Source organism: Bradyrhizobium sp. ORS 285, assembly GCF_900176205.1.
In the GTDB taxonomy this organism is placed as follows: domain Bacteria; phylum Pseudomonadota; class Alphaproteobacteria; order Rhizobiales; family Xanthobacteraceae; genus Bradyrhizobium.
Genome location: NZ_LT859959.1, coordinates 3,142,183 through 3,165,283 on the forward strand (window position 1 = coordinate 3,142,183; position 23,101 = coordinate 3,165,283).

Sequence of the window (23,101 nt, forward strand, 5' to 3'; positions counted from 1 at the left end):
GCTGTGTTGTTGCACCGTCATCCACCGGCAGGGCGCTGAGACTCGCCGCTGCGAACGGACAGATGTTGATGGTGCCGGGGAGGACTGCTTTCCTGCAGGGCTTTGGCGCCGGTGCCTTAGTCGGCGACCATTGTTGTGCGCGGACGCCGGTGTCAGCCGCTGCGACGGCATCGAACGCTCCGAGCAGAGGAACCAGGCTCATGGCCAGCGCGATCAGCGCCGCAACCAGGCGGCGTGTCGTCACGGGCATCTTAAGACCAGGGCGCCTCATCTTGGATCATCGTCTCCAGGAGGGACTGGTCGCGCAGACGACCCGCTCCTGACAACTGACATCTTCGTGACGCGGCAATCCCTGCGGGTGCATCTCAGGCGCAGCATACGCCTGAGGGGCTTCGAGGAGTTCGACGATGATCATCACGCGATGCAAAGAACCGTTCGGATGATCCGCTGATGATCGCTGCCTCAGGCGCTCGGCCTGATGCCTGCGATGTGGAACGTCTTCACTTCGAGATATTCTTCGATGCCCAGATAGGACCCCTCGCGCCCGACACCCGACTGCTTGACGCCGCCGAAGGGAGCGACCTCGGTGGAGATGGCTCCCGTATTGAGGCCCACCATTCCGAATTCGAGCGCCTCGCCGACGCGCCAGGCGCGCGAGAGTCCCTCGGTGTAGAAATAGGCGGCGAGGCCGAAGGGGGTGCCATTGGCGATCGCGATCGCCTCGCTCTCTGTCTGGAAGCGGAAGAGGGGGGCGACGGGTCCGAACGTCTCCTCGGACGCAAGCAGCATGTCGGTGGTTGCCTCTCCGATCACGACAGGGCGGGCATATTGAGCGCCGGGCGGGATCTCGGCGCCTTCCGCCAGGATGCGGCCGCCCTTTGCCTTGGCGTCAGTGACGTGACGCTCGATCTTCGCGATGGCCGCGCGATTGATCATCGGGCCGATGGCGACGCCCTCCTCGGTGCCGGGGCCGACCTTCATGGCCCTCACACGGCTCGCGAGCCGTTCGGCGAAGGCGTCGTACACACCTGCCTGCACGAGAATGCGATTGGCGCATACGCAGGTCTGGCCGCCGTTGCGGAATTTCGAGGCGACGACCCCTTCCACCGCAAGGTCGAGGTCGGCATCGTCGAACACGATGAAGGGCGCGTTGCCGCCGAGCTCGAGGCTCAGCCGCTTGATGCTGTCGGCAGCGCCACGCATCAGCAGCGCGCCGATTCGCGTCGATCCCGTGAAGGAGATCTTGCGCACCATTTCGCTCGCCAGGAGTGCCTTGCCGATGTCCGTCGGCATCCCCGTCACGATGTTGACGACACCGGCCGGAATGCCGGCACGTTCGGCGAGCACGCCCAGGGCGAGAGCTGAGTAAGGAGTGAACTCCGACGGCTTGATCACCACGGTGCAGCCTGCCGCGAGCGCGGGCGCGATTTTGCGGGTGATCATCGCGTTCGGAAAATTCCAGGGCGTGATGATGCCGCAGACTCCGACGGCCTCCTTCAGCACGATGATGCGGCGATCGGGCGTGGGCGAGGGGATCGTCGTGCCGCCGATGCGTCGCGCCTCCTCGGCGAACCATTTCACGAAGCTGGCGCCGTAGCGGATCTCGGCCCGCGCCTCCGCCAGCGGCTTTCCCTGCTCGGCGGTAAGGATGCGCGCCAGGTCTTCCTCGTGCTGAAGCATCAGCGCGTGCCAAGCCTCGAGGAGCGCGGCGCGCTCGGCATGGGTCTTCCATTTCCAGGGTGCGAAGGCGCGCCCGGCGGCGTCGATGGCGGCGCGCGTCTCGGCCTCGCCCATGTCGGGCACGGTCCCGACCGCAGCCTGCGTGGCGGGATCCTGCACCTCCAAGCTCGCCCCCGAGGCTGCGTCCTGCCAACGCCCGTCGATCAGGCCCTGGAAGCGCAGCAGGCCGGTGTCATTCAACCGCATGGTTCGATTCCTTGCTAACCGAGATACGTCAGAACGGCGTTGGCGATGGCATCCGTCTTGTCCTGGCCGGGTTGTGCGCCGATGCCACGAGCCGTGGTGGCCTCGGTCGCCCGCATCACGTCGGCGGCGGCCTCTCGTTCGCCGAGGTGCTCCAGCAGACTCCGCGCGCTGTAGCACGCTCCAGGCTGCGTCGATGACGGCCGGGCCGATGCCGTCGCCGGGGACGAGCGCGATGGCGTAGGACTTCATGGGCTTTCTCAGGGAATTTCTCGCTCGATGCGTGCACGGGCCGGCGAAGCGGACACTGCCGCTCCGCTGGTATCGGTCACTCGTAGACGCAGACGTAGATCTTGCGGACGGTCTCGATCGTGCGCCAGATGCCGACGAAGCCCGGCTTCATCACGAAGCTGTCGCCGGCGCGGAAGGTGAAGGTCTCGCCGCCCGTCTCCTTGATCTCGATCAGTCCCGACAGGATATGGCAGAACTCGAACGTCGTGCCTTTGATCGAGTGCGTCTCGCCCGGCGTCGCTTCCCAGACCCCGGTCTTGATCATCTCGCCGCGCGAGTCGTCTTGAGCCCAGGTCTTGAACTTGGGCGAGCCGGAGATCAGTCGCTCGGGCAGGGGGAGAGCGTCTTTGGGCGTGAACGTCGGATTGGTATCGATCGGGATGAGAAGCGACATGCAGGACTCCAGGTGCGGGGGAGGGTGTCAGTAACCGCGCGCGCGGTCGACCAGGCCGATCATGGGCTGGCCGGCTTGATGACGGCGGATGTTGTCGATCACGGCCCGCGCGGCCGTATGAGGCTGGGTGACGCTCGCGACATGCGGCGTGATCGTCACCTTGGGATGGCGCCAGAGCGTATGATCGGAGGGCAGCGGTTCGGGATCGGTGACGTCGAGCACGGCGGCTGAGAGGTGTCCTGTATCGAGCGCTGCGAGCAGCGCGGGCGTATCGAGCTGCGGACCGCGTCCCACCTGCACCAGGGCCGCCCCTTGAGGCAGGCAAGCGAAGAGCTCGGCATTGAGAAAGCCGCGCGTCTCGTTCGTCAGCGGCAGAAGGCACACGAGGATGTTCGTCCGGGCAAGAAAGCCCGGCAATTGCGCCGCGCCGTGAAAGGATTCGACACCCTCGATCGCTCGGGGCGAGCGGCTCCAGCCAGCCAAGGCAAAGCCGAAAGGCTTGAGGCGTTCGATCGCAGCCTGCGCCAGGATGCCGAGGCCCAGGAAGCCGACACGCCGCTCGCTCGCCTGGCGCGCCGGCAATGCGCGCCAGACCCCCTGGCTCTGCTGCGCGGCATAGGCCGGCCAGTCGCGATGCAGCGCCAGCACGGATAGCGCGACATATTCCTGCATCATGCTGATGATGCCTTCCTCGACCATGCGCACCACGGAGATGCCGGCCGCAAGGCCCGCATTGTCGAACTGATCGACGCCCGCGCCGATGGAGAAGACGACCTCCAATTGCCGGTAGCGATCGAGATCCGCCGGAATCTTCCAGGTGATGAGGTAGCGTACGTCGTCGGGATCGACCGTTGCTGCATCGTCCGCGAAGATGATGTCCGGGAGATCCCGTGCGAAGGCTTCGCGGAATACGGCCGCGCGCTGGGCGGTCGAGTTGAATAGGAAGATCGGCCGACCGTTCATGCGCAGAGACTCTCACCGCGGGGGAGGATCATCGCGCCCCGGTTTGGAATGGCGCTCAAGGTAGAGAAACGGCCTGGCTGTTCGCGCCGTAAACCGAGGGATTTCGGAAGATAATATCGAAAACGGTCCGTTCTGCAGTCGAACCTTCTGCCGTTCTCGGATCACCTTACGCGCAGTGAAGCATCGTCCGTTCGATCTTGGATGCGGATCGACGCACGTCCATTACCATCAGGCCGAGGGGACGGCGCGGGCGCGATGTGAGTTGGTATGAGACCTCATTGAGATATCTGAAGGCAGCATGAAAACCGCAGACATCCGGGATCGAGGGGCCGCGGCGGATGACGTCTCCCTCGTCCCGTTCTCCGCTCATCACCTCCCCGGCGCACTGAAATTGTCCCAGGACTTGCGCTGGCCCTATCGGATCGAAGACTGGGCATTCGCCCTGCAGCTCGGGCACGGGTTCGTTCTGGAGCGCGACGGCGAGGTGATCGCCAGCGCCGCCTGGTTTCCCTATGGCGAGGACTGCGCCACCATGGGCATGATCATCGTCTCCGGCGCGGCCCAGGGGCGCGGCTATGGCGCCAGGCTCATGGATGCGCTGTTGGCGGCAGCTGGGCCGCGGACCGTTCTGCTGAACTCCACTCCGGAGGGCCAGCTTCTCTATACGCGGCGCGGCTTCCAGCCGGCCGGCACGATCCACCAGCACCAGGGCAATCCCGTCGGCCGCTTTGAGGCGCCACCGCTCGATGTCGTGCGCCCGCTGGCATCGTCCGACGTCGAGGCCGTTGCGCGCCTCGACGCCGAGGCGACGGGCTTCCAGCGGCGTCCGCTGCTCGAGCGCTTGCTCGAGGTCGGTGACGCACAGGTCCTGCTGCGGAACGGCGACGTCGCAGGCTATGTCATCTCGCGCCTGTTCGGCCGCGGGCACGTCGTCGGCCCTGTCATTGCACCGACAGTCGACGAGGCACGTCTTCTGATCAAGGCGGCGCTGTCGCGGCTGGAGGACCGGTTTGTGCGGATCGATACGGCGGCTGATAGCGGCCTGTCTCCCTGGCTCGAGACGATCGGCTTGCCGCAGGTCAGTGATGCGCTCACCATGGTCCGAGGCACGATGCCGCCGAGCGGACCGTCTTGTGTCTTCGCCCTCTCGAACCAGTCGCTGAACTAGGAGAACCGGCATGCTGGACCCCGCGGCCGCGAGCCTCGATGACTTGGCCACTCCGGCCGCCATTCTCGATCGGACCCGGCTGGACCGCAACCTCGCGCGTCTCGCCGCCCGCATGACGGATCTCGGCGTCACGCTGCGTCCGCATATGAAAACGGCCAAGTCGATCGACGTCGCCCGGCGCGCCTTCCCGAATGGGCCAGGACCCATCACGGTCTCCACCTTGGCGGAGGCGGACTACTTCGCGGGTCACGGCTCTCGCGACATGACCTATGCGGTCGGCATCGCGCCTCACACCGCCAGCCGGGCCATGAGCCTGCGCAAGGCGGGCGTGGATATCAAGGTGCTGCTGGACACGGTGGAGCAGGCCGCGTTCCTCGCCGAGGCGGGACGGGCGGTGGGCGTGACGCCGGCTGCTTTCATCGAGATCGACTGTGACGGCCATCGTGGCGGGCTGCGGGTCGACGACCCCGCGCTGCTCGACGTCGCGGCGGCGCTGACGGACGGCGGCGTGTTGCTTGCGGGCGTGCTGACTCATGCCGGCGAATCCTATGCGCTTCACACCCCCGAGGCGCTCGTGTCCGCCGCGGAGAATGAACGGGCCGTTGCCGTGAAGGCAGCCGAGCGGCTGCGCGCGGCCGGGCATCAATGTCCCGTCGTCAGCGTCGGCTCGACGCCGACGGCTCATTGCGCTGCAGGGCTCGACGGCGTGACCGAAGTGCGAGCGGGCGTCTACATGTTCTTCGACCTGGTGATGCATGGCGTCGGCGTCTGCTCGACCGACGATATCGCCCTCTCGGTTCTGTCCACCGTCATCGGCGCCAAGCCTGAGAAGAGATGGATCATGATCGACGCGGGCTGGATGGCGCTCTCGCGCGATCGCGGCACGTCGAGCCAGCGGGTCGACCAGGGCTATGGCCTGGTCTGCGATCTCGAGGGCCGGATCTATCCCGATCTGATCGTAGCCTATGCCAGCCAGGAGCACGGGACCCTCGCGATCCGCTCCGGCTCCTCCGAACCGCTGCCGGACCTGCCTGTCGGCAGCAAGGTGCGCATCCTTCCCAATCATGCCTGCGCGACGGCCTCACAGCACGAGCGCTACCATGTCGTCGCCGGCCAGAGCGCCGTGATCGAAGCCCAGTGGCCGCGCATCCGCGGTTGGTAGTTGCTTGGGGCAGAGCACGTCCTCTCCCTTCCTCCTTCGCCCGGTGACAGATGAAGCTCACATCCTACTGGCTCGACACATCCGAACCGTTTTGGGGCGGTGCCAAAGGTCCGATCGAAGGGACGTATGATGTCGCGGTGATCGGCGGTGGCCTCACGGGCTCCTCGGCGGCGCTGGCGCTCGCCAAGAAGGGCGCACGTGTCATCATGCTCGAGGCCGAGACGATCGGCCATGCCGCCTCGGGCCGCAACGGCGCGATGTGCAACAACGGCTTCGCCCAGGACTATGGCGTGATGTCCGACAAGCTCGGACGCGAGACCGCCAACAGGCTCTACCGCGCCTTCGACGCCGGTGTGGACATGGTCGAGCGTCTGGTCGCCGAGGAGGGTATCGATTGCAGCTTCGCCCGCGTCGGCAAGATCAAGCTCGCCGCCAAGCCGGAGCATTACGACAAGCTGGCGCGCGGCCAGGAATTGCTCGCCGCGCACGTCGATCCCGACACCCACATGGTTCGCCGCGAGGATCTCGCATCGGAGATCGGGTCGGAGCGCTATTACGGCGGCCTCGTCTACCGCAAGAGCGCGGCCATGCATGTCGGCCGCTTCGTCCGAGGCCTCGCGGAAGCTGCCGCGCGCCGCGGCGTCGCCATCCATGAGCGCACGCCCATGACCGGCCTGACAGCCGCACCCGGCGGCGGCCACCTTGTTGATACCCCGAAAGGCCGTTTTACGGCCAAGCAGGTTCTCCTCGCCAGCGGGATCTCGCAGGTTGGTCCGCTCGGCTGGATCCGTCGCCGCGTCGTGCCGGTCGGCGCCTTCCTGATCGTCACCGAGCCGTTGCCCGTGGACGTCCTCGACAGGCTGACTCCGCGCCGGCGCAATGCGGTCGACACCAAGAATCTCGTCAACTACTTCCGCACGACGCCCGACAATCGCCTGCTGTTCGGCGGCCGGGCGCGCTTCGCGGTGTCCAATCCCGCCTCGGACGCGAAGAGCGGCGAGATCCTGCGCGCCGCGCTTCACGATGTCTATCCCGAGCTGCGCAACGCACGGATTGACTATTGCTGGGGCGGCATGGTCGACATGACGCGCGACCGCCTGCCGCGCGCCGGCGAGCGCAACGGCGTCTACTACTCCATCGGCTACAGCGGCCACGGCACGCAGATGTCAACGCTGATGGGGACGATCATGGCCGAGGTTATGGAAGGGCAGGCCGCATTGAATCCCTGGAAGGACTTCGCCTGGCCGGCCATTCCCGGCCATTTCGGCAAGCCCTGGTTCCTGCCCCTCGTCGGCGCCTACTACCGGATCAAGGATCGCTTCCGATGAGCAACCCCATCCGGCATCTGACCGAGGCGGGCCATCTCGGCACCTTCTTCATCGACGGCGGCTGGTGCAAGCCGGACGGCAGGGAGCATGCTCCTATCGTCAACCCCGCGACCGAAGAGGTGGTCGCCGCTCTGCCGTTGGGCAGCGAGGCCGATGCCGACTACGCCGTGAGCGCCGCGCGGCGCGCCTTTCCCGGCTGGGCGCGCACGCGCCCCGAGGAGCGCGCCGCAGTTCTTGATCGCATCCACGCCTTGATCCTCGAACGCCAGGAGCTGTTTGCGCAGGCCCTGACGTGCGAGATGGGGGCTGCGATCACCTACGCGCGTCAAGCGCAGGTTCCGCTGGCCGCCGAACATGTCCGGGCCGCACGTGACAATCTCGCGAGCTTTCCCTTCATCGCCGCACGCGGCAGCACCGCGATCATGCGCGAGGCGATCGGCGTCTGCGCGCTCATCACGCCGTGGAATTGGCCGCTCTATCAGACCACGGCAAAGGTCGCTCCGGCGCTCGCCGCCGGCTGCACGATGGTGTTGAAGCCGAGCGAATTGTCGCCGCTGAGCGCCTTGCTGTTCGCCGAGGTGATGGACGATGCCGGCGTACCGCCCGGCGTCTTCAACCTTGTCCAGGGGACAGGTCCGACCGTGGGCGCCGCGCTGGCCGCGCACCCCGAGGTCGACATGATCTCGATCACCGGCTCGACCCGGGCGGGGATTCTCGTCGCTCAGGCGGCCGCGCCCACCGTGAAGCGCGTGGCTCAGGAGCTTGGCGGCAAGTCGCCCAACATCATCTTGCCGGATGCCGATCTGCGCCGGGCTGTTTCGCTCGGAGTGGGCGCCGCCTTCCGCAACCTCGGCCAATCCTGTAGCGCGCCGACGCGCATGATCGTCTTGCGCTCACAACTGGAAGAGGTCGAAAGGCTGGCGGTGGCCGCCGCGTCCGAGCTGGTGGTCGGCGATCCCCTAGCGGACAGCACGACCCATGGCCCGATCGCCAACCGACCGCAGTTCGATCGCATCCAGACCATGATTGGCGTCGGCCTGGAGGAAGGCGCCAAGCTTATCATCGGTGGGCCGGGGCGGCCCGACGGCCTCTCAGTTGGGCTCTATGCGCGACCGACGGTGTTCTCGAGTGTCCATCGCAACATGAGGATTGCGCAGGAGGAGATCTTCGGCCCGGTGCTGTCGATCATTCCCTATGACACGGTGGAGGAGGCGGTCGATATTGCGAACGACTCCGTCTACGGTCTCGGAGCTCACGTTCAAGGCAAGGATCGGCGGACGATGCAGATGGTCGCCGCGCAGATCCGGTCCGGCCAGGTGCATCTCGATTATCCCGACTGGGACCCCAACGCACCGTTCGGCGGCTACAAGCGCTCCGGCAATGGCCGGGAATACGGCCCCGAGGGCATCGAAGAATATCTCGAGACCAAAGCCGTGCTCGGCTTCTATCGATGATCGCCGATGCAGGACGGCGGATGTTGCTGCGATGAGCTCGGTTTGATCGAACTGCGATCAGTTGCGACCCAAAGCATAGCACTCATCGTGCTCGGCGGCGAAGCGCTGCCGTGGGTGGCGCGTGTCCAAGCTCAGCGCGCCACGTGCAGCCACACGCGTGGCAACCCCTCGTGCGACCAGGATTGATCCGATGGCGATCGCGGCGCCTGCGATCATGTCAGCGAGAAAGTGTCCGCCGCCGATCGGCGTCGAAAGCAGCATCGTTCCGTTGATCAGGATGTTGAATGGGCGCAGCCAACGGAAGGACCAGAGTGCCCATCCATAGAGGACGGCAGCTGCCGCGTGGAAGCTCGGGAAGGTCACGATGCCGACGAGCTGGTTGATATCCAGGAGGCGCAACGTCCCCTCGCGAACCAGAGGCATCTGCCGCGCCGTGTCATAATAGGCTTCCGGAACGAGATTCGCGTAGTCGGACGGCGTCAGTCCCAAGGCGTGATAGACGCCGATTGCCGGAACGACCATGGTCAGGCCGCAAGTCAGGATAGCCGTGAGGCTCATGGCGAGATTGAATTCGGCGAACCTGCGACAATGGCCGAGGAGAGGAAGGGCGACGACGACCACCACCGCCGACCACGCGATCGAGCGATAGGCAAGGCTGAGGATGGTGATCAGCCACGGGCGCATGTTGACGAAGGTGAGGTAAGCTCTGAAATCAAAGCCCAAGCCTTCGTCGAATGCGAGCAAGTTTGCGTCCTGAAGTGGCAGGTTGGCGGCGGTGACGACATGGGCGAGAGACGCAAGCCCGCTGAGCGCCAAAATGATCTGCGCCAATCCCGTGAGAAACGAGAACAGCCACGGCTTGGAACGCGCGCCTGAGCGCGCATTCGAATAGCCGACATAACCATAGAACATCGTGACCGACAGCACGATGAGGTAGCCGACCGGCCGAGCTCGGAAATCTGTCAGCGCCAGGCCCAACGCCAACATCGCCCAGAGGCCCGCCAGGATCAGCCAATTCAAGCGAAACACGCTCCAGGCGGCCCTGGCTTCTACGCTATCGTGTGCATGATGACGACCAACTCTGGTGAGGATCGACCTGAGGCGGTCGGAATAAGGCAACAGCCGGCCGTATGCGGTGTCCGACATTGTCGTCCGCTCTCACATGTCCAAGAATTTCGAAATGTTTCCCGTCGGTGTTTTGTTACGCCGGCTGCGATCGCAAAATCAACCTCAACGAGTATGATACAGTGATACCGTGCGAGGATGATTAATCGAATATGACTCGGAATGGCGCGGAAAGCGGTCTCGAGATTGCGCGGAGTTCGAGGCCAACGGTCAAGCTAGGTGGGAGCGTCGCGCGTCGGGTAGGGGAACAGAGTGAGCGCTTGCCGCTGTGAGTCATGGGCGAACTGCCATCATTGTCGGCATCGCCCGACGATGGCGCGTGCGGCCACCATGTCGAGGCCGCGAAAGGGGGATTGCTGCCCGTTGGGGCATTTCGGCCAGGATGGAACGACATTATAGATCACCTGCCGGAACAGAGTGATCCGGCAACGTCGCTCGGCGTACCGAGCCCGGTTACAATCGCGGGAACCGTGCCGGTCAAGGGTCATTATGCCGTTGGCGGCAAATCGCGGAATAGTTGCATCTCTATTGTGCACGCGTGCTCGGCAATTGGGGCTGCGATCGATCGGTAGATGCCTGGCCGCGTCGTGGTCGTTCCGGTTCGTCGCTTGTCCGCATCAATCCGAGACGTCAAAGAAGGCAATCGAAACGTCTCCGGCGAGGCTGTTTCCGCGCGTATCGAAGGGGCGCAACCGGAAGTGGTTCTGAGCAATGGGTGCGGGGCACGGGGAGCGACGCTCGACGGCCCGACATTGCGACTGCAGCTGAAGGCGCCTGCCGTCAGGCAAACTCGAATGGCCAGTCCAAGCTGCCTCTGGTGCGTCCCGAATGGTCCGATGGCTCGTCGTGGTCCGAAGTCTGGCGCGGGTGTAGAAAGCCGATCCATCAATGTTTGATTGAGAGTTTTTGCGTAGGCTGCCGCTCCGGCAACAGGCCGGAGATGGAGATGCACGTCATATGAATTCCCTTGCGCTGACATCCGCCGCCCTGCGGTCATCCAGCCCAGCGACACGACTCCGTCTTCTCCACGCGTTGTTCTTTTTGTCGGGCATTCCGGCTCTCATCTATCAACTCACATGGCAACGCAGCCTGTTTCGCATTTTTGGCGTCAACACGGAGTCGGTGACGATCGTCGTCACCGCGTTCATGCTGGGCTTGGGACTCGGCAGTCTCTTCGGTGGATGGCTCACGCGACGACGAGCAGTCGACGCCTTGCTCGTCCTGGGAGTGATCGAGCTTTCGACCGCCATCTTCGGGGTGGGGTCCCTGTCCTTGTTTGAAGTGGTCGGGCATCTTGTCCTGAACTGGTCCTTGCCGGCCGTTGCAGCAGTCAATCTCCTGCTGGTTCTGATACCAACCCTTCTCATGGGAGCGACGCTCCCGATCCTGGTTTCGTATTTGGCCAGGACCTCTGGCAATGTCGGCAGCACAGTCGGCACGCTGTATTACGTCAATACACTCGGTGCGAGCCTCGCCTGCCTGATATGCGCCGCCGTGCTCTTCCCATTTTTGGGTATGCACGCTGCCGTGTGGGTCGCCGCCGCGATCAATGCGGCGGTTGGCCTCGGCGCAATCATGGCTCGTGGCAAACGCGCGGCATCAGTTGCCGAGTCCGTGCCCAGCTCTGCTGACCGGGTCGTCAGCGTGCCCGTGTTGGGCTTGCTCCTAGCCTCGGCGCTGGCGGCTCTTGGCGGCTTCGTCTCGTTATCTTACGAGATCTTCCTGTTCCGGGTCGTTTCCTTTGCGTCGGGTTCGACATCCGTTGCATTTGCCCTCACGCTTTGTGCATTTCTCGCCGGAATCGCCGCAGGTGCCAAGAAAGCTGCTGATAACTGCGACAAGCTTCATTCTGTCGAAGTCAGGTCCAGGGCTGTGCTGGACTTGATCTGGGCAAACGTTTTCGGAGCGTTGTTTCTGCCCTTGATCACTCAAGCCAGCTGGATCGGCGCGGGCGTGACTGGCGTCGCCATTGTGATGGTCTACGTTATCGCCCGGCAATGGGGAGCCTTGCTGCCCTATTTCGCGCATCTCGGCTTTTCGGCGGATGGTGCGGTCGGAATGCGGGCTGCACTTCTGTATTGCTCAAATATCATCGGCTGCGCCACGGGTTCGGTGCTGACCGGATTCATCCTGACGGATCTTCTGGGGCTGACGCAGATCTCTGCACTGCTGTTGTTGCTGGGTTGTCTGTGTACGCTGATATTGGCCTTCGCCGTCGATCTGGCGCCATCAACGCGTTTGCGTTACGGGGGCTTGGCCGTTCTGACGCTGGCGTTCGGCCTTGCTCTCCTTCCGCTTCTTGCGGATCGAGTTCTTGAAAATCTTCAGACAAAGAAGATCTCGGACCACGCGTTCGCCGCAGTCGTTCAAAACCGGAGCGGGATCATTACTGTCGATGCCGACGGGACGGTGTTCGGCACGGGGATGTACGACGGACGTTTCAATACAGATCTCAAGATGGATTGGAATGGAATCGTCAGGCCCTACGCTTTGAGCTTGTTTCATCCGATGCCGCGAGATGTCCTCATGGTCGGACTGTCGTCGGGATCATGGGCTCAGGTCATCGCCAACAATCCGGCCGTGGAGTCGCTGACCATCGTCGAAATCAATAAGGGCTATGTCGAGCTGATTGCTCAGCGGGCTGAAGTGAAGTCACTTCTGCACAACCCGAAGGTCAGGATCATCCAGGACGATGGGCGCCGTTGGATGGATCGCAACCCGGAGAGACGCTTCGATGCGATCGTCTCGAACACGACGTGGCATTTTCGTAAGCATCCGCCGTAGACCCAGATGACGCCATCCTCGATGTCCAATTCGCTGGCGACGTCGTGCAACCATTCCTCATCTTCGCCGAGGTCCTTGGCAACCTTGGCGATGGTGGTGACGTGGTGAACTTTGTTGACGTGCGTGGTCATGCTGCTCGGGTGGAGAGCGCTGCGGCCTGAGGCGTCCAGTTCCAGGGCAGCAGTTCGTCGAGCCGTTGGGACGGGTGAGCGGCAATCCGGTCAATGACATCGGTCAGCCAGGCTTGCGGATCGATCCCGTTCATTTTGGCGGTGACGATCAGGCTGTACATCGCAGCTGCGCGCCGGCCGCCGCGATCAGACCCGCAGAAGAGCCAGGATTTTCGACCTAGGGCGATGCCTCGCAGACCGCGCTCGGCGGCATTGTTGGAGAGGCACACACGACCGTCATCGAGGAACAGCGTGAAGCTCGGCCATCGCTTCAGCACGTAATTGAATGCCTTGGCAAGGTCGTGCCCCCGGGCGAGCTTGGCGAGTTGCTCTTGCATGTAGAGCCGCAGGTCTTCGGTCAAAGGCCGACTGAGCGTCTGCCGTGCTTCGAGACGCTCCTGCGCGCTTTTGCCATTGATGGAACGCTCGATCTCGAACAACGCATCGATCCGGCGCACGACCTCGATTGCGATCGGAGAAAGCGGGATCTCCTTCTTGCCCGCAGCCTTGCGGCGCGCATTCTCCTCCAGATCGGCCATGGCAAAGAACGGGCGCCGCGCATGCGCCCAGCACGACGCCTCGCGGATCGGTCCAGGGCCGCGTCCAGCCAGATAGAGCTGGTTATAGCCGTCATAGGCGTCGGCCTGCAGGATGCCGGCATACCGCGCCAGATGCGCCTGCGGATGCTCGCCCTTGCGATCGCGCGAGTAGTAGAACATCGCTGCCGGCGGGTCCGCACCACCGAACGGCCGGTCGTCCCGGACATAGATCCAGCACCGCCCCGTGTCAGTCTTTCCCTTGGCCAGCACCGGCACGGTCGTATCGTCGGCATGAAGGCGCTCGGCCGTCATGACATGCGCTTCAACCAGGCGCAGCAGCGGGTCCAGCGACGCACAGACCGACCCCACGGCATCCGCCATGGTCGAGAGCGCTATCGGCACGCCCTCCAGCGCATAGCGCTCGGCCTGGCGGTTCAAGGGCTGATGCTGACCGAACTTCTCGAACATGATCATCGCCAGCAGGCTCGGCCCGGCCCATCCTCGCGCCACGGCATGGAACGGCGCCGGCACCTGGCTGATCTTCTCGCAGTCCCGGCAGGAGAACTTCTCCCGCACCGTCTCGATCACCTTCCATTGGCGCGGCACCACCTCCAGCGTCCGCGTCACGTCCTCGCCGAGCTTGCGCAGGCGATTGCTGCCGCAGCATTCGCAAGCCGTCGGCGGCTCGATCACCACCCGCTCGCGGGGCAGATGTTCGGGGAAGGTTTGTCGCTCGGTGCGCTTGCGCGTGAAGGCGCGGACCGTGCTGGTCTTCGCCGCGGCGCGTTCCGCCGCAAGCTCGTCCTCGGTGGCGCCAGCTTCCTGCTCTTCGAACGTCAGCGCCAGTTGTTCGAGCAGGCGTGATGAACGCTCCGACCGCTGCCCGTAGATCTGATGCCTCAGCTTGGCGATCTGCAGCTTCTGGGACGCGATCAGGGCTTCGTCTTCCGATGCCTTGGCTCGGGCAGCCGCAAGCTCGGCAGCGACCTCCAATCCCTTCGCGCGCTCGGCCGCCAGCGCCTGTTTCAGGGCGACGACGTCATCCGGTCCAGCATCGCAATCGGCGTTCATGCGACGCAGTGAATCACAGATCAGGCCGGTTGGAACTCCCTAAATACCGGAAAGCCGCAACTATCTCTGCTCAGCCTGCGCTCTGTGGCCGCCATGTCAGCTGCGGATTCCTCCAATCGATCGCCTCAAGCATGTAGGCCATCTGCGCGGCCGAGATCGACACCGCGCCATTGGACACCGAGGGCCAGATGAACTTTCCTCGGTCGAGGCGCTTGGCGTAGAGCGACAAGCCGATTCCGTCATGCCACAGGATCTTGACCAGATCCCCGCGACGGCCGCGGAAGATGTAGAGATCGCCGGCGTGGGGATCTCGCTTCAAAATCTCCTGGACCATCAGGGCCAGGCTCTGCATACCACGGCGCATGTCCGTGTGGCCGGTCGCAATCCAGACCTTGACGTCGCTCGGGATCGGAATCATCGCCGCCTCAAAAGGTCGAGAATGCGCCGAAGTGCCTCGGTGTCCACGTCGCGGTCGACGCGCACGCAGCAGTCGTCCAGTTCGATCTCGATCGTTCCGGCCCGCATGCTCGGTGCGGCACGCGATGGCGACGGTGGTGATGGCACCCTCGTCAAGTCGTCAGCCTGCGACGACACGATGGCGACAGGAACGATAGCCGGCACAGCCTCGGCACCCAGCCGGCCCTGCCGCGCCTGCCGGCGCCAGGTGAACAGCAGGCTCTGAGCCACCCCATGCCGCCGGGCAACTCCGCAGACGGTCTGCCCGGACTGCATCGTCTCCTCGATCAGACGAACCTTATCCTCATAACTCCATCGACGCCGCCGTTCGGCGCCCAAAACTTCCATCTGCATCGCCGCATGACCTCAAGGCTGGACTTAAGGCCATATCCTTAGGCGGCCGGTGACGCCGAACAAGGCGGCCTACGCCGGAGCGATACGCATTTTCGAGCCAATGCCACGAACCTGCTCTCGACCGAGTTTCTGGATCTGGCCAAGCAACATCTCAATCCGCACGGAGTTCTCTTTTTCAATACAACGGATTCGAGGCGGGTGCAGAGAACGGCATGTCTAGCCTTCCGATACGGCGCGCGCTTTACCAATCATATGGTCGTGTCCCAGGCTCCCATCGCGTTCAACTATGAGCGTTGGCGAAGTGTCCTTCAGAATTACTCCATCGACGGAGAGCCTCTGTTCAATGCTTCAAAGGCGGAGGAGACCTCGAAGCTGAAGGAACTGATGGATAATTATGGCCCTGAGAGTTCATCGATCGAGCATTGTCCGACGTTGCTGCAGCAGACGGCCGGAAAGGCTGCTGTGACGGACGACAACATGGGCACCGAATGGCGCTACTATTTTGCGCTGGAGTGACCGGTGCCCACGACAGCCAGAGTGACGACAGGTTTGTAACCACTGGTCAGCGAAGTCGCCTTGGCGCGTATCGCGGCGTCGGGCTCCCCGTTCATATTGCGTTAGGCGTTTGTTCGTAGCTTTGCAAGCAGAGTGTGTTTCGGATCGGGATTCGGGCCGGGCCACATGCGATGAAGGCTTGGAGCGGTCGTTTCCTTGAGGGGATGGCTTCCTCGTGGTCGGGCGTGAGGGATAGCCGGGTCCGGCGCACCGCTGGCTCCGGCAGGGACGACGGCAGCTTGCGGGTCATGGAAAGTGACGAGGCGAGATCTCGCTTACGCCCATCCTCGAACGGCCGGCCGGTCGCCGCCGCGCGCATTGCTGCTTGCCCCCTCCGGCCATCATTGATCCGCGTGAGGGCAGGGCGGTGCTTGCAGGGCTCCAATGAGGACGTGCGAGTTGACCGGCCAGGCGATCTCGCGGAGCTGTCGTCCCGAAGCAGACACCATCCGGCGGGCGTGTCGTTGATCGTCCGGCTGAGCTTGGCCGTCATTCCCGTTCGCCTTGATCTTTGAGTGCAGGCCATGTCAGACCTCGTTTCAGCTTCAAGTCTCTTCCCCAGAGAGCGGCGAAAGGAAAGTGCCGTCGTCTTGATGGCGGTGCTGGGATTGACGCTCGTGCTCTCGGCCGGAATTCTTTCGATCAAGACCGGCGTCTTCGACGCGATGTCGACCGATGATCTCATGCGGCTGGTCGAAGTTCGTGATTGGATGAACGGTCAGGCCTGGTCTGATCTCCACCAGTATCGGCTGGGCTCGTCCGGCATCCTGATGCATTGGTCGCGGCTGGTGGATCTCCCGCTCGCCGCATCCATATTGCTGCTCAAGCCTCTGATCGGAGCGTCCGCCGCCGAGGTGGTGACGCTGTATGTCTGGCCACTCCTCCTTCTTGCCATCGCTGTTGCCCTGGCTGCAGCCATTGCGCGGCAGATGACTAATGGGGCTGTCGTGCCTAGGATCGCGGCAGCCGTTCTGGCCCTGCTGGCGACCCCAGCCCTCGTTCATTTTCGCCCTGGCGCCATCGATCATCATAATGCGCAGATCGTCCTGGTGCTGGCGATGCTTCTGTTCGCCGTGCAGATTGAACGCAGCGCGGCCAAGGCTGCGGCTGCGGGATTTGCGGCGTCAGTCTCGCTGGCCATTGGTGTCGAGATGTTGCCCGCGATCGCGGCGACGGGAATTGCTGTGGCCGGGCTCTTCATCTGGCGTGGCGCGCCCGTCGCACGTCAGGTGTCAGCGTTCGGGTTGGCGCTCGCCGCATCGTCCTTGGGACTCGCGCTCGTTCTGCTTCCTCCGGGAGCGCTGGCTTTGCCGGTGGTGGACGCGCTCGGGGGACCACTCCTGGTTTTGACCGTCGGCGGGGGCGCCGGCTTGCTGCTCATGGTCGGAATTGATCGCTACCGCTCCGGTCTTGGGCTGCGTATCGTCGTCGCGATCGGAATGGCCGTTGCCCTGATCGGAGCCTTCATCGCGTTATTCCCCGAGGCGCTGGCGGCGCCCTACGCGACGCTCGATCCGCTCGTCACGTCGTTATGGCTGGAGAGGGTGCAGGAGACGGTCTCGCTCAGGACGATGCTCCGGATCGGGCCGGAGGATGTTCCCGGGTTCTACGCCCTTCCGGCGATTGCGTGGGTTCTCGCTGTGGTCGCGCTTGTCCATTCGAAGCCGAACGAGCGATTTCGTTGGGTGCTCGCCGTTGTGATGCTCGCGTCCCTGATCGCGGTCAGCGCCTGGGAGATGCGCGGCGCGGCGGCGGCGGCGATGGTCGCGGCACCGATCTTTGCTGCGGCCGCGGCCGTCGTCTGGCGGTCGCTCGCTGTCGGCAGCAACCTCGTGCTGCTGGCGTTCGTTGTCTCACCAGCGATGTTCGGCATTCTCGGGAACTCAGCCAAGCCCGTGATCGACCGGTTCGTCGCGCCGTCCCCTGTCTCGTTCACCTCGGAGGCGTCGAGTTGTCGGAGTGTGTCGGACGCTGCTCCCATGAAGCAGCTTCCGAGGGGGCGCGTCATGGCGCTGGTCGATCTCGGTCCGGCCATCCTGGTCGACACCGACCATAGCGTCTTTGCGGGGCCGTATCATCGCAACAACGACGGCAACCTCGCCATGCTCAGGCTCATGCTTGCATCCGGTCCCACCGCCCATCAGATGCTCCGGGAGCAACATGTCGACTATGTCGTGATCTGCCGGACAGCTCCAAACCGCGACATCATCGACCGCGCTCCGGAGGGACTGGAAGCAAAATTGGTTCAGGGCGACGCGCCCGACTTCCTGGAGCCGATCGAGCTTGGGTCCGGGTCCAAGATCTCGGTGTGGCGCGTGCGCGAGTGACGCCGCATCCGGGCGCATGCGGCCGCTCGCGTCCGGGCACATCCCGCTGAACTCGCAGAGAGGTGCCCGGCCGGGTCCTGAATCGACCCGGCCCGGTTCGATGGCGCGTCAGTCCGCCGCCTTTGCGCGCAGCCTCTGCGCGTAGACGTTGATCACCAGTGCCGCGAGCAGGATGAGGCCGCGGATCAGGATCTTCAGGAAGCTGTCGATGTTGACGTGGTCGAGGCCGTTGTTGAGCACGCCGAGCACGAACAGGCCGACGATGGTGTTGCCGATGCCGCCGCGGCCGCCGAACAGGCTGGTGCCGCCGACCACGACGGCGGCGATCGAGTCGAGCAGATAGGTGTCGAACTCGTTCTGCTGCGCGCTGCCGAAATGCGCCACGCCCAGCATGCCGCCGATGCCCGAGCACACGGCCGAGATCACCATGACGCTGCCGAGGATGAGCTTGACGTTCAGGCCGGAATACTCGGCCGCCTCGCGGTTGCCACCAACCATGTAGACGTAGCGGCCGAACCGCGTGTAGGTCAGCACGAGGTGGCCAAGCAGCAGCATCAGCGCGGCGACGATCACGATCCAGGGGATGCCGGCGATCGAGCCGGAGCCGAGCGTCGTGATGATAGGCGGCACCTTGTAGGCGATCTGGCCGCGCACCAGCATCGCCGAGATGCCGGCGGCGATCTGCATCATCGCCAAGGTCATGATGAAGGAGGGGATGCCGATCACGGTCAGGCCGAAGGCGTTGACCACGCCGAGCAGCGCGCACAGCGCCAGCGCCAGCAGGATCGCGGCAAAGCCCGGCATCGGCACGTTGGCGATGTTGACGTAGGACTCCTGTAGCGTGAAGTAGGCGACCGCAATGCCTGTGACGTTGGCGATGGCGGCGATCGACAGGTCGATCTCGGCGCAGAGGATTACGAACGTGAGCCCAACGGCAATGATGCCGGTCACAGAGACTTGGGTGAGGATGTTTCCGACGTTGTCGATCGTGGCGAAGGACGGCGAGGCGATCGCGAAAAACGCCGTGAGGAAGATCAAGGTCAGGAACGGCGCGATGTTGCGCATCTGCGACCGCAGCAGCGAGGCGATGCCGCCAGTGCGGCGCGCCTGCGCCTCCGGCATCGGAACGGTGTCGCCATGCGCCATGGAAGTCTCCTTACGCCGCCTCGAGCAGACGGTCTTTGCTGATGGTTTCGCCGGCGAATTCGCGCACGACCTCGCCGCGCTTGAGCACGATGACGCGGTCGGCCAATGACAGCACGGTTTCCGGCTCGGTCGAGAGCACGATCACGGCGATGCCCTGGTCACGCAACTGGCGCACGATCTGGATGACGTCGCTCTTGGCGCCGACATCCATGCCGCGGGTCGGCTCGCACAGCACCAGCAGCCGTGGCGGATGGCTGAGCCATTTCGCCAGCGCTACCTTCTGCTGGTTGCCGCCGGAGAGCAGGCCGAGCTCGATCTCGACATCGGCTGGGCGGATCTGCAACTGCTCGACCTGGCGCTGCGCCAGTGCACGTTCGCGCGCGGGCTTGAGAAGCAGCGCATCGATGCGATCGAGGATGCTGATCGACACGTTCTTGTAGACCGGCTCCTGCAGGAACAGCATGTCGCGCCGGCTCTCGGGCACGAAGGCGATGCCGGCGCGGCGCGCATCGGCCGTGCTCTTGAAGCGATTGCGCTCGCCGGACACGCGTAGTTCGCCGGCGTCCGGTGCGAGCTTGCCGAACAGGATGCGCGCCAGCTCGAGCTGGCCGCAGCCCATGAAGCCGTAGACGCCGAGCACCTCGCCGGCGTGGACTGAGAACGAGACCTGCTTGAGATTGCGCGCCAGTGACAGGCAGTCGGCTTCGACTACGATCGGCTTGTCGACGGGAGGCGCGGGCAGGGTGATGTCGTGGGTGTAGCTGTCCTCCAGAGCGTCGCGGCCCTTGCCGATCATGGCCTCGATCAGCGCCGCCTTGCTGGTGTCGGCCGCCCGCGTCTCCATGATCTTGCGGCCGTTGCGGAACACGGTGACCTCGTCGGAGATCAGCAGGATATCCTCGATGAAATGCGAGATGAAGATGATCCCGGTGCCTTGCTCGCGCAGCTTGCGCAAGGCGGCGAACAGCCGCTCGACCTCAGGCGGCGACAGCGCCGAGGTCGGCTCGTCCAGGATGATGATGCGCGCGCCGGAGAACAGCACACGTGCGATCTCGATCAGCTGCTGCACGCCGATCGGCAGATCGCCGAGCCGGCTCATCGGATCGGCGTCGATGCCGAGCCGCTTGAGCTGCTCGGCGGCCTCGCGCGCCATGCGGCGCCACTGCACGAGACCGAGCGCGTTGGTCGGCTGATTGCCGAGAAAGACGTTCTCGGCCACCGTGAGATCAGGCGCGACGCTGAGCTCCTGATGCACCATGGCGATGCCGGCGGCGCGAGCGTCTCGCGCCGAGTTGAAATGCACCTCGCGGCCGTCAAGCAGGAAGCGGCCGGAGAATCCGGTGTGCACGCCGGCGATGATCTTCATCAGCGTGCTCTTGCCGGCGCCGTTCTCCCCGACGAGACCATGGATCTCGCCGGGGCGAAGCGTGAAATCGACGCCGCGCAAGGCGGTGACGCCGCCGAACGACTTGGTGATGTCCTGCAACTGCAGAAGGGGTGGGCGGCTGTCCAGCATGGGAAGAGACTTCAGATCAGGAAATGATCCTCCATCCATTGCATGCCCGGCGCATTGGCCTTGGTCACGACGGGGCCGTCGGTGATGACCTGCTTCGGGATTCCCTGGCCGCTCTTCTCGCCGGCGGTGACAGCAGCAACGCCGGCCACGATCGCGCCGCCATGGATGCGGCAGGACGGATTGCGGACGGTCGCGAACATGCGGCCATCGGAGACGGCCTGGATCGCCGGCGGCATGGCGTCGACGCCGCCGATCAGGATGTTGGTGCGGTTGCGCGCCTTCATGATGTTGTAGGCGGCGAGCGCCATGTCGTCATTGTGGAAGAACGCCGCGTCGATCTGCGGATATTTCGTGAGATAGGTCTCCCACAGGCGCGCCGCCTTCGACACGTCCCAGTCGGCCGGCTGCGTGTCGAGCACCTCGATGTTCGGGAACTGCTTGATCACCGAGTTGAAGCCCTTGGCGCGGCCCTGCGCACCGGTGTGGCCGAGCGCGCCCTGGGTCATGATGATCTTGCCCTTGCCGCCCATGGCCGTCGCAAGCGCCTGCGTGACCGAGGCGCCCATGAACTCGTTGTCGGGGGCCAGGAAAGAGTGGACGTTGATCTGATCGAGCGGCGCGATCAGCGTGTCCATATCGATGACGGGGATGCCGGCGTCGATCATCTTCTGCACCGGCTGCGTCAGGGTGCCGATGCCGAAGGCCTGGATCGCGACGAAGTCCCACTTCTGCGAGGCCATGTTGTCGATCGCGGCGCGCTGCTTCACCGCATCGAGCTGGCCATCGAACCAGGTGACCTCGACGTTGAGCAGCTTGCCCCACCATTCGGCGGCCTGCTTGCCCTGGGCGCACCATGTCGCCTGCAGACCTGCGTTGGAGAAGGCCGCCTTCAGCGGCTTTTCGGAGCGGCCCATCTCCGCGGCGAGCGCCGGATTGATGCCGAAGCCGGCGAGCAGTGCCGCCGCAGAGCCCGCGGCGGTGGCCGCCTGGAGAATATCGCGCCGGTTCTTGATGATCTTGTTGGACGTTTCGTCAGTGCCGGACATGCCGTGCTCCCTGTCCCATTGTTGTCTGGCGTCGTCATTGATCGCGCCGCCAAGAGCTGCACTGTTTCACAACCGAATTGATCTCGCTACAGCCGGATGTTGTGCGCTGCACCGCGCGACTTTTGCGCCGCACGCGCGCTGTCAGAAAACTGTGATGCGCGCATGCTACCGGGCGCGTGGCATCTTCTCGCGCCATGCATTTGTTGGAGACGCGGTTTTGGCAACGACGCGCATTGCCGTGGTCGGCGACATCCATCACGGGCACGACACGCAGACGAAGCGCGGCTCGATGGCACTGCCGCTGCTGGAGCGATTTGTCGCAGAGATCAACGACGGAAGCGTCGATGCGGTGATCGACCTCGGCGACCGGATTTCCGATGAGGATCCCGAACGCGACCGCCTGCTTCAGAGCGACGTCGCGATGTGTTTCGCCGCGCTCACGGCCAAGCACCATCACGTCAGCGGCAATCACGACGTCGCGTGTCTCACCCTGGCCGACAATGAAGCGATCTTTGATCTGCCGAGCGGGTCACGCGCGCTTATGGCGGGTGAGGTCAGATGCGTGTTCTGGCAGCCCGATGTCCGGCTCGCCCGGACGCGCGGCCTGCATCTTTCGGACGGCGATCTCGACGGGCTCGAGCAGTTGCTCGGACAGGACGAGCGGCCGACCTTGCTCGTCAGCGATGTTCCGCTGTCTGGCCATGCGCAGACCGGCAACTACTATTTCGAAGCCAATCCCGGCCATGCGGCCTATGCCGAGGTCGCGGGAATCAGGAAGGTCATTGCCGACGCGCCGTGTCCGATCGTCGCGCTGGCCGGTCATGTGCATTGGAATACGTTGACCACGGTGGACGGCACACCGCACATCACGCTGCAATCGTTGACCGAGACCTTCATCTCTGGCGAGCCGGCCGAATCGTTCGGCGTGCTGGAGGTCGAGGACAACGAACTGCGCTGGACGGTGCTGGGCCGAGAACCGGTGTCGGTCACGCTGCCGTGGCGGAAGACGAAATCGCGCTGGCGTGCGCCGTTGCCGACATTCACGGCCCTGGAGGCAACTTGAAGAGGTCAGATGACCGCGTTCAGGCAGCGTTCATGCGGATGCGCATACGGTGATCTGGTGAGGGTATGCCCGCTCAAAAAAAGATAGAGCAGGGCAGCGGGCCCTGCTCGGAAATTGTGTCGACCCTTTGATATCCCGCAAGTTCAGATTTGATCTTGTTAAGCGGGGTGACGCTGCTTTTGCGCGCCAGGGCTCCTCCCGAGACTTGGACCACCAGACTTCCGCAAGCGATAGCCTGAGGCCCAAATTCGTAGACGATCTTTTTG

General features: G+C 64.1%; 18 protein-coding genes and 1 pseudogene. 8 read left to right on the forward strand and 11 right to left on the reverse strand.

The genetic code is table 11. The annotated features are described in order from the left end of the window. Positions 1-462: 462 nt before the first annotated feature. The 4 genes and pseudogenes from BRAD285_RS14140 to BRAD285_RS14155 all read right to left on the reverse strand — a co-directional run bounded on the left by BRAD285_RS14140 (position 463) and on the right by BRAD285_RS14155 (position 3,571). On the reverse strand, positions 463-1,926 hold the full coding sequence (locus BRAD285_RS14140) for an NAD-dependent succinate-semialdehyde dehydrogenase (RefSeq protein ID WP_006610498.1): 1,464 nt from the start codon (positions 1,924-1,926) through the stop codon (positions 463-465). A gap of 14 nt (positions 1,927-1,940) precedes the next feature. Beyond that, positions 1,941-2,105 (reverse strand): annotated as a pseudogene (locus BRAD285_RS36305) (tartrate dehydrogenase); the annotation flags it as partial. Positions 2,106-2,251: 146 nt separating this feature from the next. Further along, on the reverse strand, positions 2,252-2,608 hold the full coding sequence (locus BRAD285_RS14150; RefSeq protein ID WP_006610497.1) for a cupin domain-containing protein: 357 nt from the start codon (positions 2,606-2,608) through the stop codon (positions 2,252-2,254). A gap of 27 nt (positions 2,609-2,635) precedes the next feature. Beyond that, a complete protein-coding gene (locus BRAD285_RS14155) occupies positions 2,636-3,571 on the reverse strand; it encodes a glyoxylate/hydroxypyruvate reductase A (protein WP_006610496.1) in 936 nt (311 codons plus the stop codon). Between the two features lie 298 nt (positions 3,572-3,869). On the opposite strand from BRAD285_RS14155, the gene BRAD285_RS14160 reads away from it, so the two are divergent. From BRAD285_RS14160 to BRAD285_RS14175, 4 genes are read left to right on the forward strand one after another with little or no spacing between them, the layout of a single operon-like run. Next, positions 3,870-4,739, forward strand: coding sequence for a GNAT family N-acetyltransferase (locus BRAD285_RS14160; protein ID WP_006610495.1), 870 nt, complete (start codon positions 3,870-3,872; stop codon positions 4,737-4,739). 10 nt (positions 4,740-4,749) lie between these two features. Further along, positions 4,750-5,901 carry a DSD1 family PLP-dependent enzyme gene (locus BRAD285_RS14165; protein ID WP_006610494.1) on the forward strand — a complete coding sequence of 384 codons (1,152 nt, stop codon included), beginning with the start codon at positions 4,750-4,752 and terminating at the stop codon, positions 5,899-5,901. A gap of 50 nt (positions 5,902-5,951) precedes the next feature. Continuing rightward, positions 5,952-7,229, forward strand: coding sequence for an FAD-binding oxidoreductase (locus tag BRAD285_RS14170; protein WP_006610493.1), 1,278 nt, complete (start codon positions 5,952-5,954; stop codon positions 7,227-7,229). Beyond that, entirely contained in the window at positions 7,226-8,683 is a 1,458-nt protein-coding gene (locus BRAD285_RS14175) for an aldehyde dehydrogenase family protein (RefSeq protein ID WP_006610492.1), read from the forward strand. Before BRAD285_RS14170 ends, BRAD285_RS14175 begins: the two co-directional genes overlap by 4 nt. A gap of 57 nt (positions 8,684-8,740) precedes the next feature. Here the strand turns inward: BRAD285_RS14175 and BRAD285_RS14180 are convergent, their stop codons facing one another. Then, on the reverse strand, positions 8,741-9,829 hold the full coding sequence (locus tag BRAD285_RS14180) for a phosphatase PAP2 family protein (protein ID WP_006610491.1): 1,089 nt from the start codon (positions 9,827-9,829) through the stop codon (positions 8,741-8,743). 936 nt (positions 9,830-10,765) lie between these two features. On the opposite strand from BRAD285_RS14180, the gene BRAD285_RS35395 reads away from it, so the two are divergent. Continuing rightward, positions 10,766-12,592: a spermidine synthase gene (locus BRAD285_RS35395; RefSeq protein WP_157681681.1), complete on the forward strand. Its 1,827-nt coding sequence runs from the start codon at positions 10,766-10,768 to the stop codon at positions 12,590-12,592. A 127-nt stretch (positions 12,593-12,719) separates the two neighbouring features. Here BRAD285_RS35395 and BRAD285_RS14190 read toward each other — a convergent pair whose 3' ends face one another. The 3 genes from BRAD285_RS14190 to BRAD285_RS14200 all read right to left on the reverse strand — a co-directional run bounded on the left by BRAD285_RS14190 (position 12,720) and on the right by BRAD285_RS14200 (position 15,176). After that, the gene (locus BRAD285_RS14190; RefSeq protein ID WP_157681655.1) at positions 12,720-14,372 is read right to left on the reverse strand and encodes an IS66 family transposase; all 1,653 of its coding nucleotides are present in this window, start codon (positions 14,370-14,372) and stop codon (positions 12,720-12,722) included. 70 nt (positions 14,373-14,442) lie between these two features. Next, complete coding sequence (gene tnpB / locus BRAD285_RS14195; RefSeq protein ID WP_006613318.1) at positions 14,443-14,790, reverse strand: IS66 family insertion sequence element accessory protein TnpB; 348 nt, start codon at positions 14,788-14,790, stop codon at positions 14,443-14,445. Continuing rightward, positions 14,787-15,176, reverse strand: coding sequence for a transposase (locus tag BRAD285_RS14200; RefSeq protein ID WP_157681650.1), 390 nt, complete (start codon positions 15,174-15,176; stop codon positions 14,787-14,789). Before BRAD285_RS14200 ends, tnpB begins: the two co-directional genes overlap by 4 nt. Before the next feature lie 264 nt (positions 15,177-15,440). On the opposite strand from BRAD285_RS14200, the gene BRAD285_RS14205 reads away from it, so the two are divergent. Beyond that, positions 15,441-15,698 (forward strand): hypothetical protein, encoded by a 258-nt coding sequence (locus BRAD285_RS14205; RefSeq protein WP_157681682.1) that lies wholly within the window; start codon positions 15,441-15,443, stop codon positions 15,696-15,698. A 563-nt stretch (positions 15,699-16,261) separates the two neighbouring features. Continuing rightward, positions 16,262-18,064 (forward strand): hypothetical protein, encoded by a 1,803-nt coding sequence (locus BRAD285_RS14215; protein ID WP_035645767.1) that lies wholly within the window; start codon positions 16,262-16,264, stop codon positions 18,062-18,064. Positions 18,065-18,172: 108 nt separating this feature from the next. Here the strand turns inward: BRAD285_RS14215 and BRAD285_RS14220 are convergent, their stop codons facing one another. Genes BRAD285_RS14220 through BRAD285_RS14230 form a run of 3 tightly spaced genes read right to left on the reverse strand, consistent with a single transcriptional unit; the run spans position 18,173 to position 21,772 of the window. Further along, the gene (locus BRAD285_RS14220; protein ID WP_006611133.1) at positions 18,173-19,210 is read right to left on the reverse strand and encodes an ABC transporter permease; all 1,038 of its coding nucleotides are present in this window, start codon (positions 19,208-19,210) and stop codon (positions 18,173-18,175) included. 10 nt (positions 19,211-19,220) lie between these two features. After that, on the reverse strand, positions 19,221-20,726 hold the full coding sequence (locus tag BRAD285_RS14225) for a sugar ABC transporter ATP-binding protein (protein WP_006611132.1): 1,506 nt from the start codon (positions 20,724-20,726) through the stop codon (positions 19,221-19,223). An 11-nt stretch (positions 20,727-20,737) separates the two neighbouring features. Next, positions 20,738-21,772 carry a sugar ABC transporter substrate-binding protein gene (locus BRAD285_RS14230; RefSeq protein ID WP_006611131.1) on the reverse strand — a complete coding sequence of 345 codons (1,035 nt, stop codon included), beginning with the start codon at positions 21,770-21,772 and terminating at the stop codon, positions 20,738-20,740. A gap of 37 nt (positions 21,773-21,809) precedes the next feature. Between BRAD285_RS14230 and BRAD285_RS14235 the strand changes: the two genes are divergently transcribed. Continuing rightward, complete coding sequence (locus tag BRAD285_RS14235; RefSeq protein ID WP_244422154.1) at positions 21,810-22,835, forward strand: metallophosphoesterase; 1,026 nt, start codon at positions 21,810-21,812, stop codon at positions 22,833-22,835. The last annotated feature ends 266 nt before the right edge of the window (positions 22,836-23,101 follow it).

What these genes read in the sequence shown, in the direction of transcription:
- BRAD285_RS14170 (WP_006610493.1), top strand. Translation starts at nt 5,952, where the DNA reads ATGAAGCTCACATCCTACTGGCTCGACACATCCGAACCGTTTTGGGGC.
- BRAD285_RS14200 (WP_157681650.1), bottom strand. Translation starts at nt 15,176, where the DNA reads ATGGAAGTTTTGGGCGCCGAACGGCGGCGTCGATGGAGTTATGAGGAT.
- BRAD285_RS14150 (WP_006610497.1), bottom strand. Translation starts at nt 2,608, where the DNA reads ATGTCGCTTCTCATCCCGATCGATACCAATCCGACGTTCACGCCCAAA.
- BRAD285_RS14140 (WP_006610498.1), bottom strand. Translation starts at nt 1,926, where the DNA reads ATGCGGTTGAATGACACCGGCCTGCTGCGCTTCCAGGGCCTGATCGAC.
- BRAD285_RS14215 (WP_035645767.1), top strand. Translation starts at nt 16,262, where the DNA reads ATGTCAGACCTCGTTTCAGCTTCAAGTCTCTTCCCCAGAGAGCGGCGA.
- BRAD285_RS14180 (WP_006610491.1), bottom strand. Translation starts at nt 9,829, where the DNA reads ATGTCGGACACCGCATACGGCCGGCTGTTGCCTTATTCCGACCGCCTC.
- BRAD285_RS14175 (WP_006610492.1), top strand. Translation starts at nt 7,226, where the DNA reads ATGAGCAACCCCATCCGGCATCTGACCGAGGCGGGCCATCTCGGCACC.
- tnpB (WP_006613318.1), bottom strand. Translation starts at nt 14,790, where the DNA reads ATGATTCCGATCCCGAGCGACGTCAAGGTCTGGATTGCGACCGGCCAC.
- BRAD285_RS14220 (WP_006611133.1), bottom strand. Translation starts at nt 19,210, where the DNA reads ATGGCGCATGGCGACACCGTTCCGATGCCGGAGGCGCAGGCGCGCCGC.
- BRAD285_RS35395 (WP_157681681.1), top strand. Translation starts at nt 10,766, where the DNA reads ATGAATTCCCTTGCGCTGACATCCGCCGCCCTGCGGTCATCCAGCCCA.
- BRAD285_RS14190 (WP_157681655.1), bottom strand. Translation starts at nt 14,372, where the DNA reads ATGAACGCCGATTGCGATGCTGGACCGGATGACGTCGTCGCCCTGAAA.
- BRAD285_RS14155 (WP_006610496.1), bottom strand. Translation starts at nt 3,571, where the DNA reads ATGAACGGTCGGCCGATCTTCCTATTCAACTCGACCGCCCAGCGCGCG.
- BRAD285_RS14225 (WP_006611132.1), bottom strand. Translation starts at nt 20,726, where the DNA reads ATGCTGGACAGCCGCCCACCCCTTCTGCAGTTGCAGGACATCACCAAG.
- BRAD285_RS14160 (WP_006610495.1), top strand. Translation starts at nt 3,870, where the DNA reads ATGAAAACCGCAGACATCCGGGATCGAGGGGCCGCGGCGGATGACGTC.
- BRAD285_RS14230 (WP_006611131.1), bottom strand. Translation starts at nt 21,772, where the DNA reads ATGTCCGGCACTGACGAAACGTCCAACAAGATCATCAAGAACCGGCGC.
- BRAD285_RS14165 (WP_006610494.1), top strand. Translation starts at nt 4,750, where the DNA reads ATGCTGGACCCCGCGGCCGCGAGCCTCGATGACTTGGCCACTCCGGCC.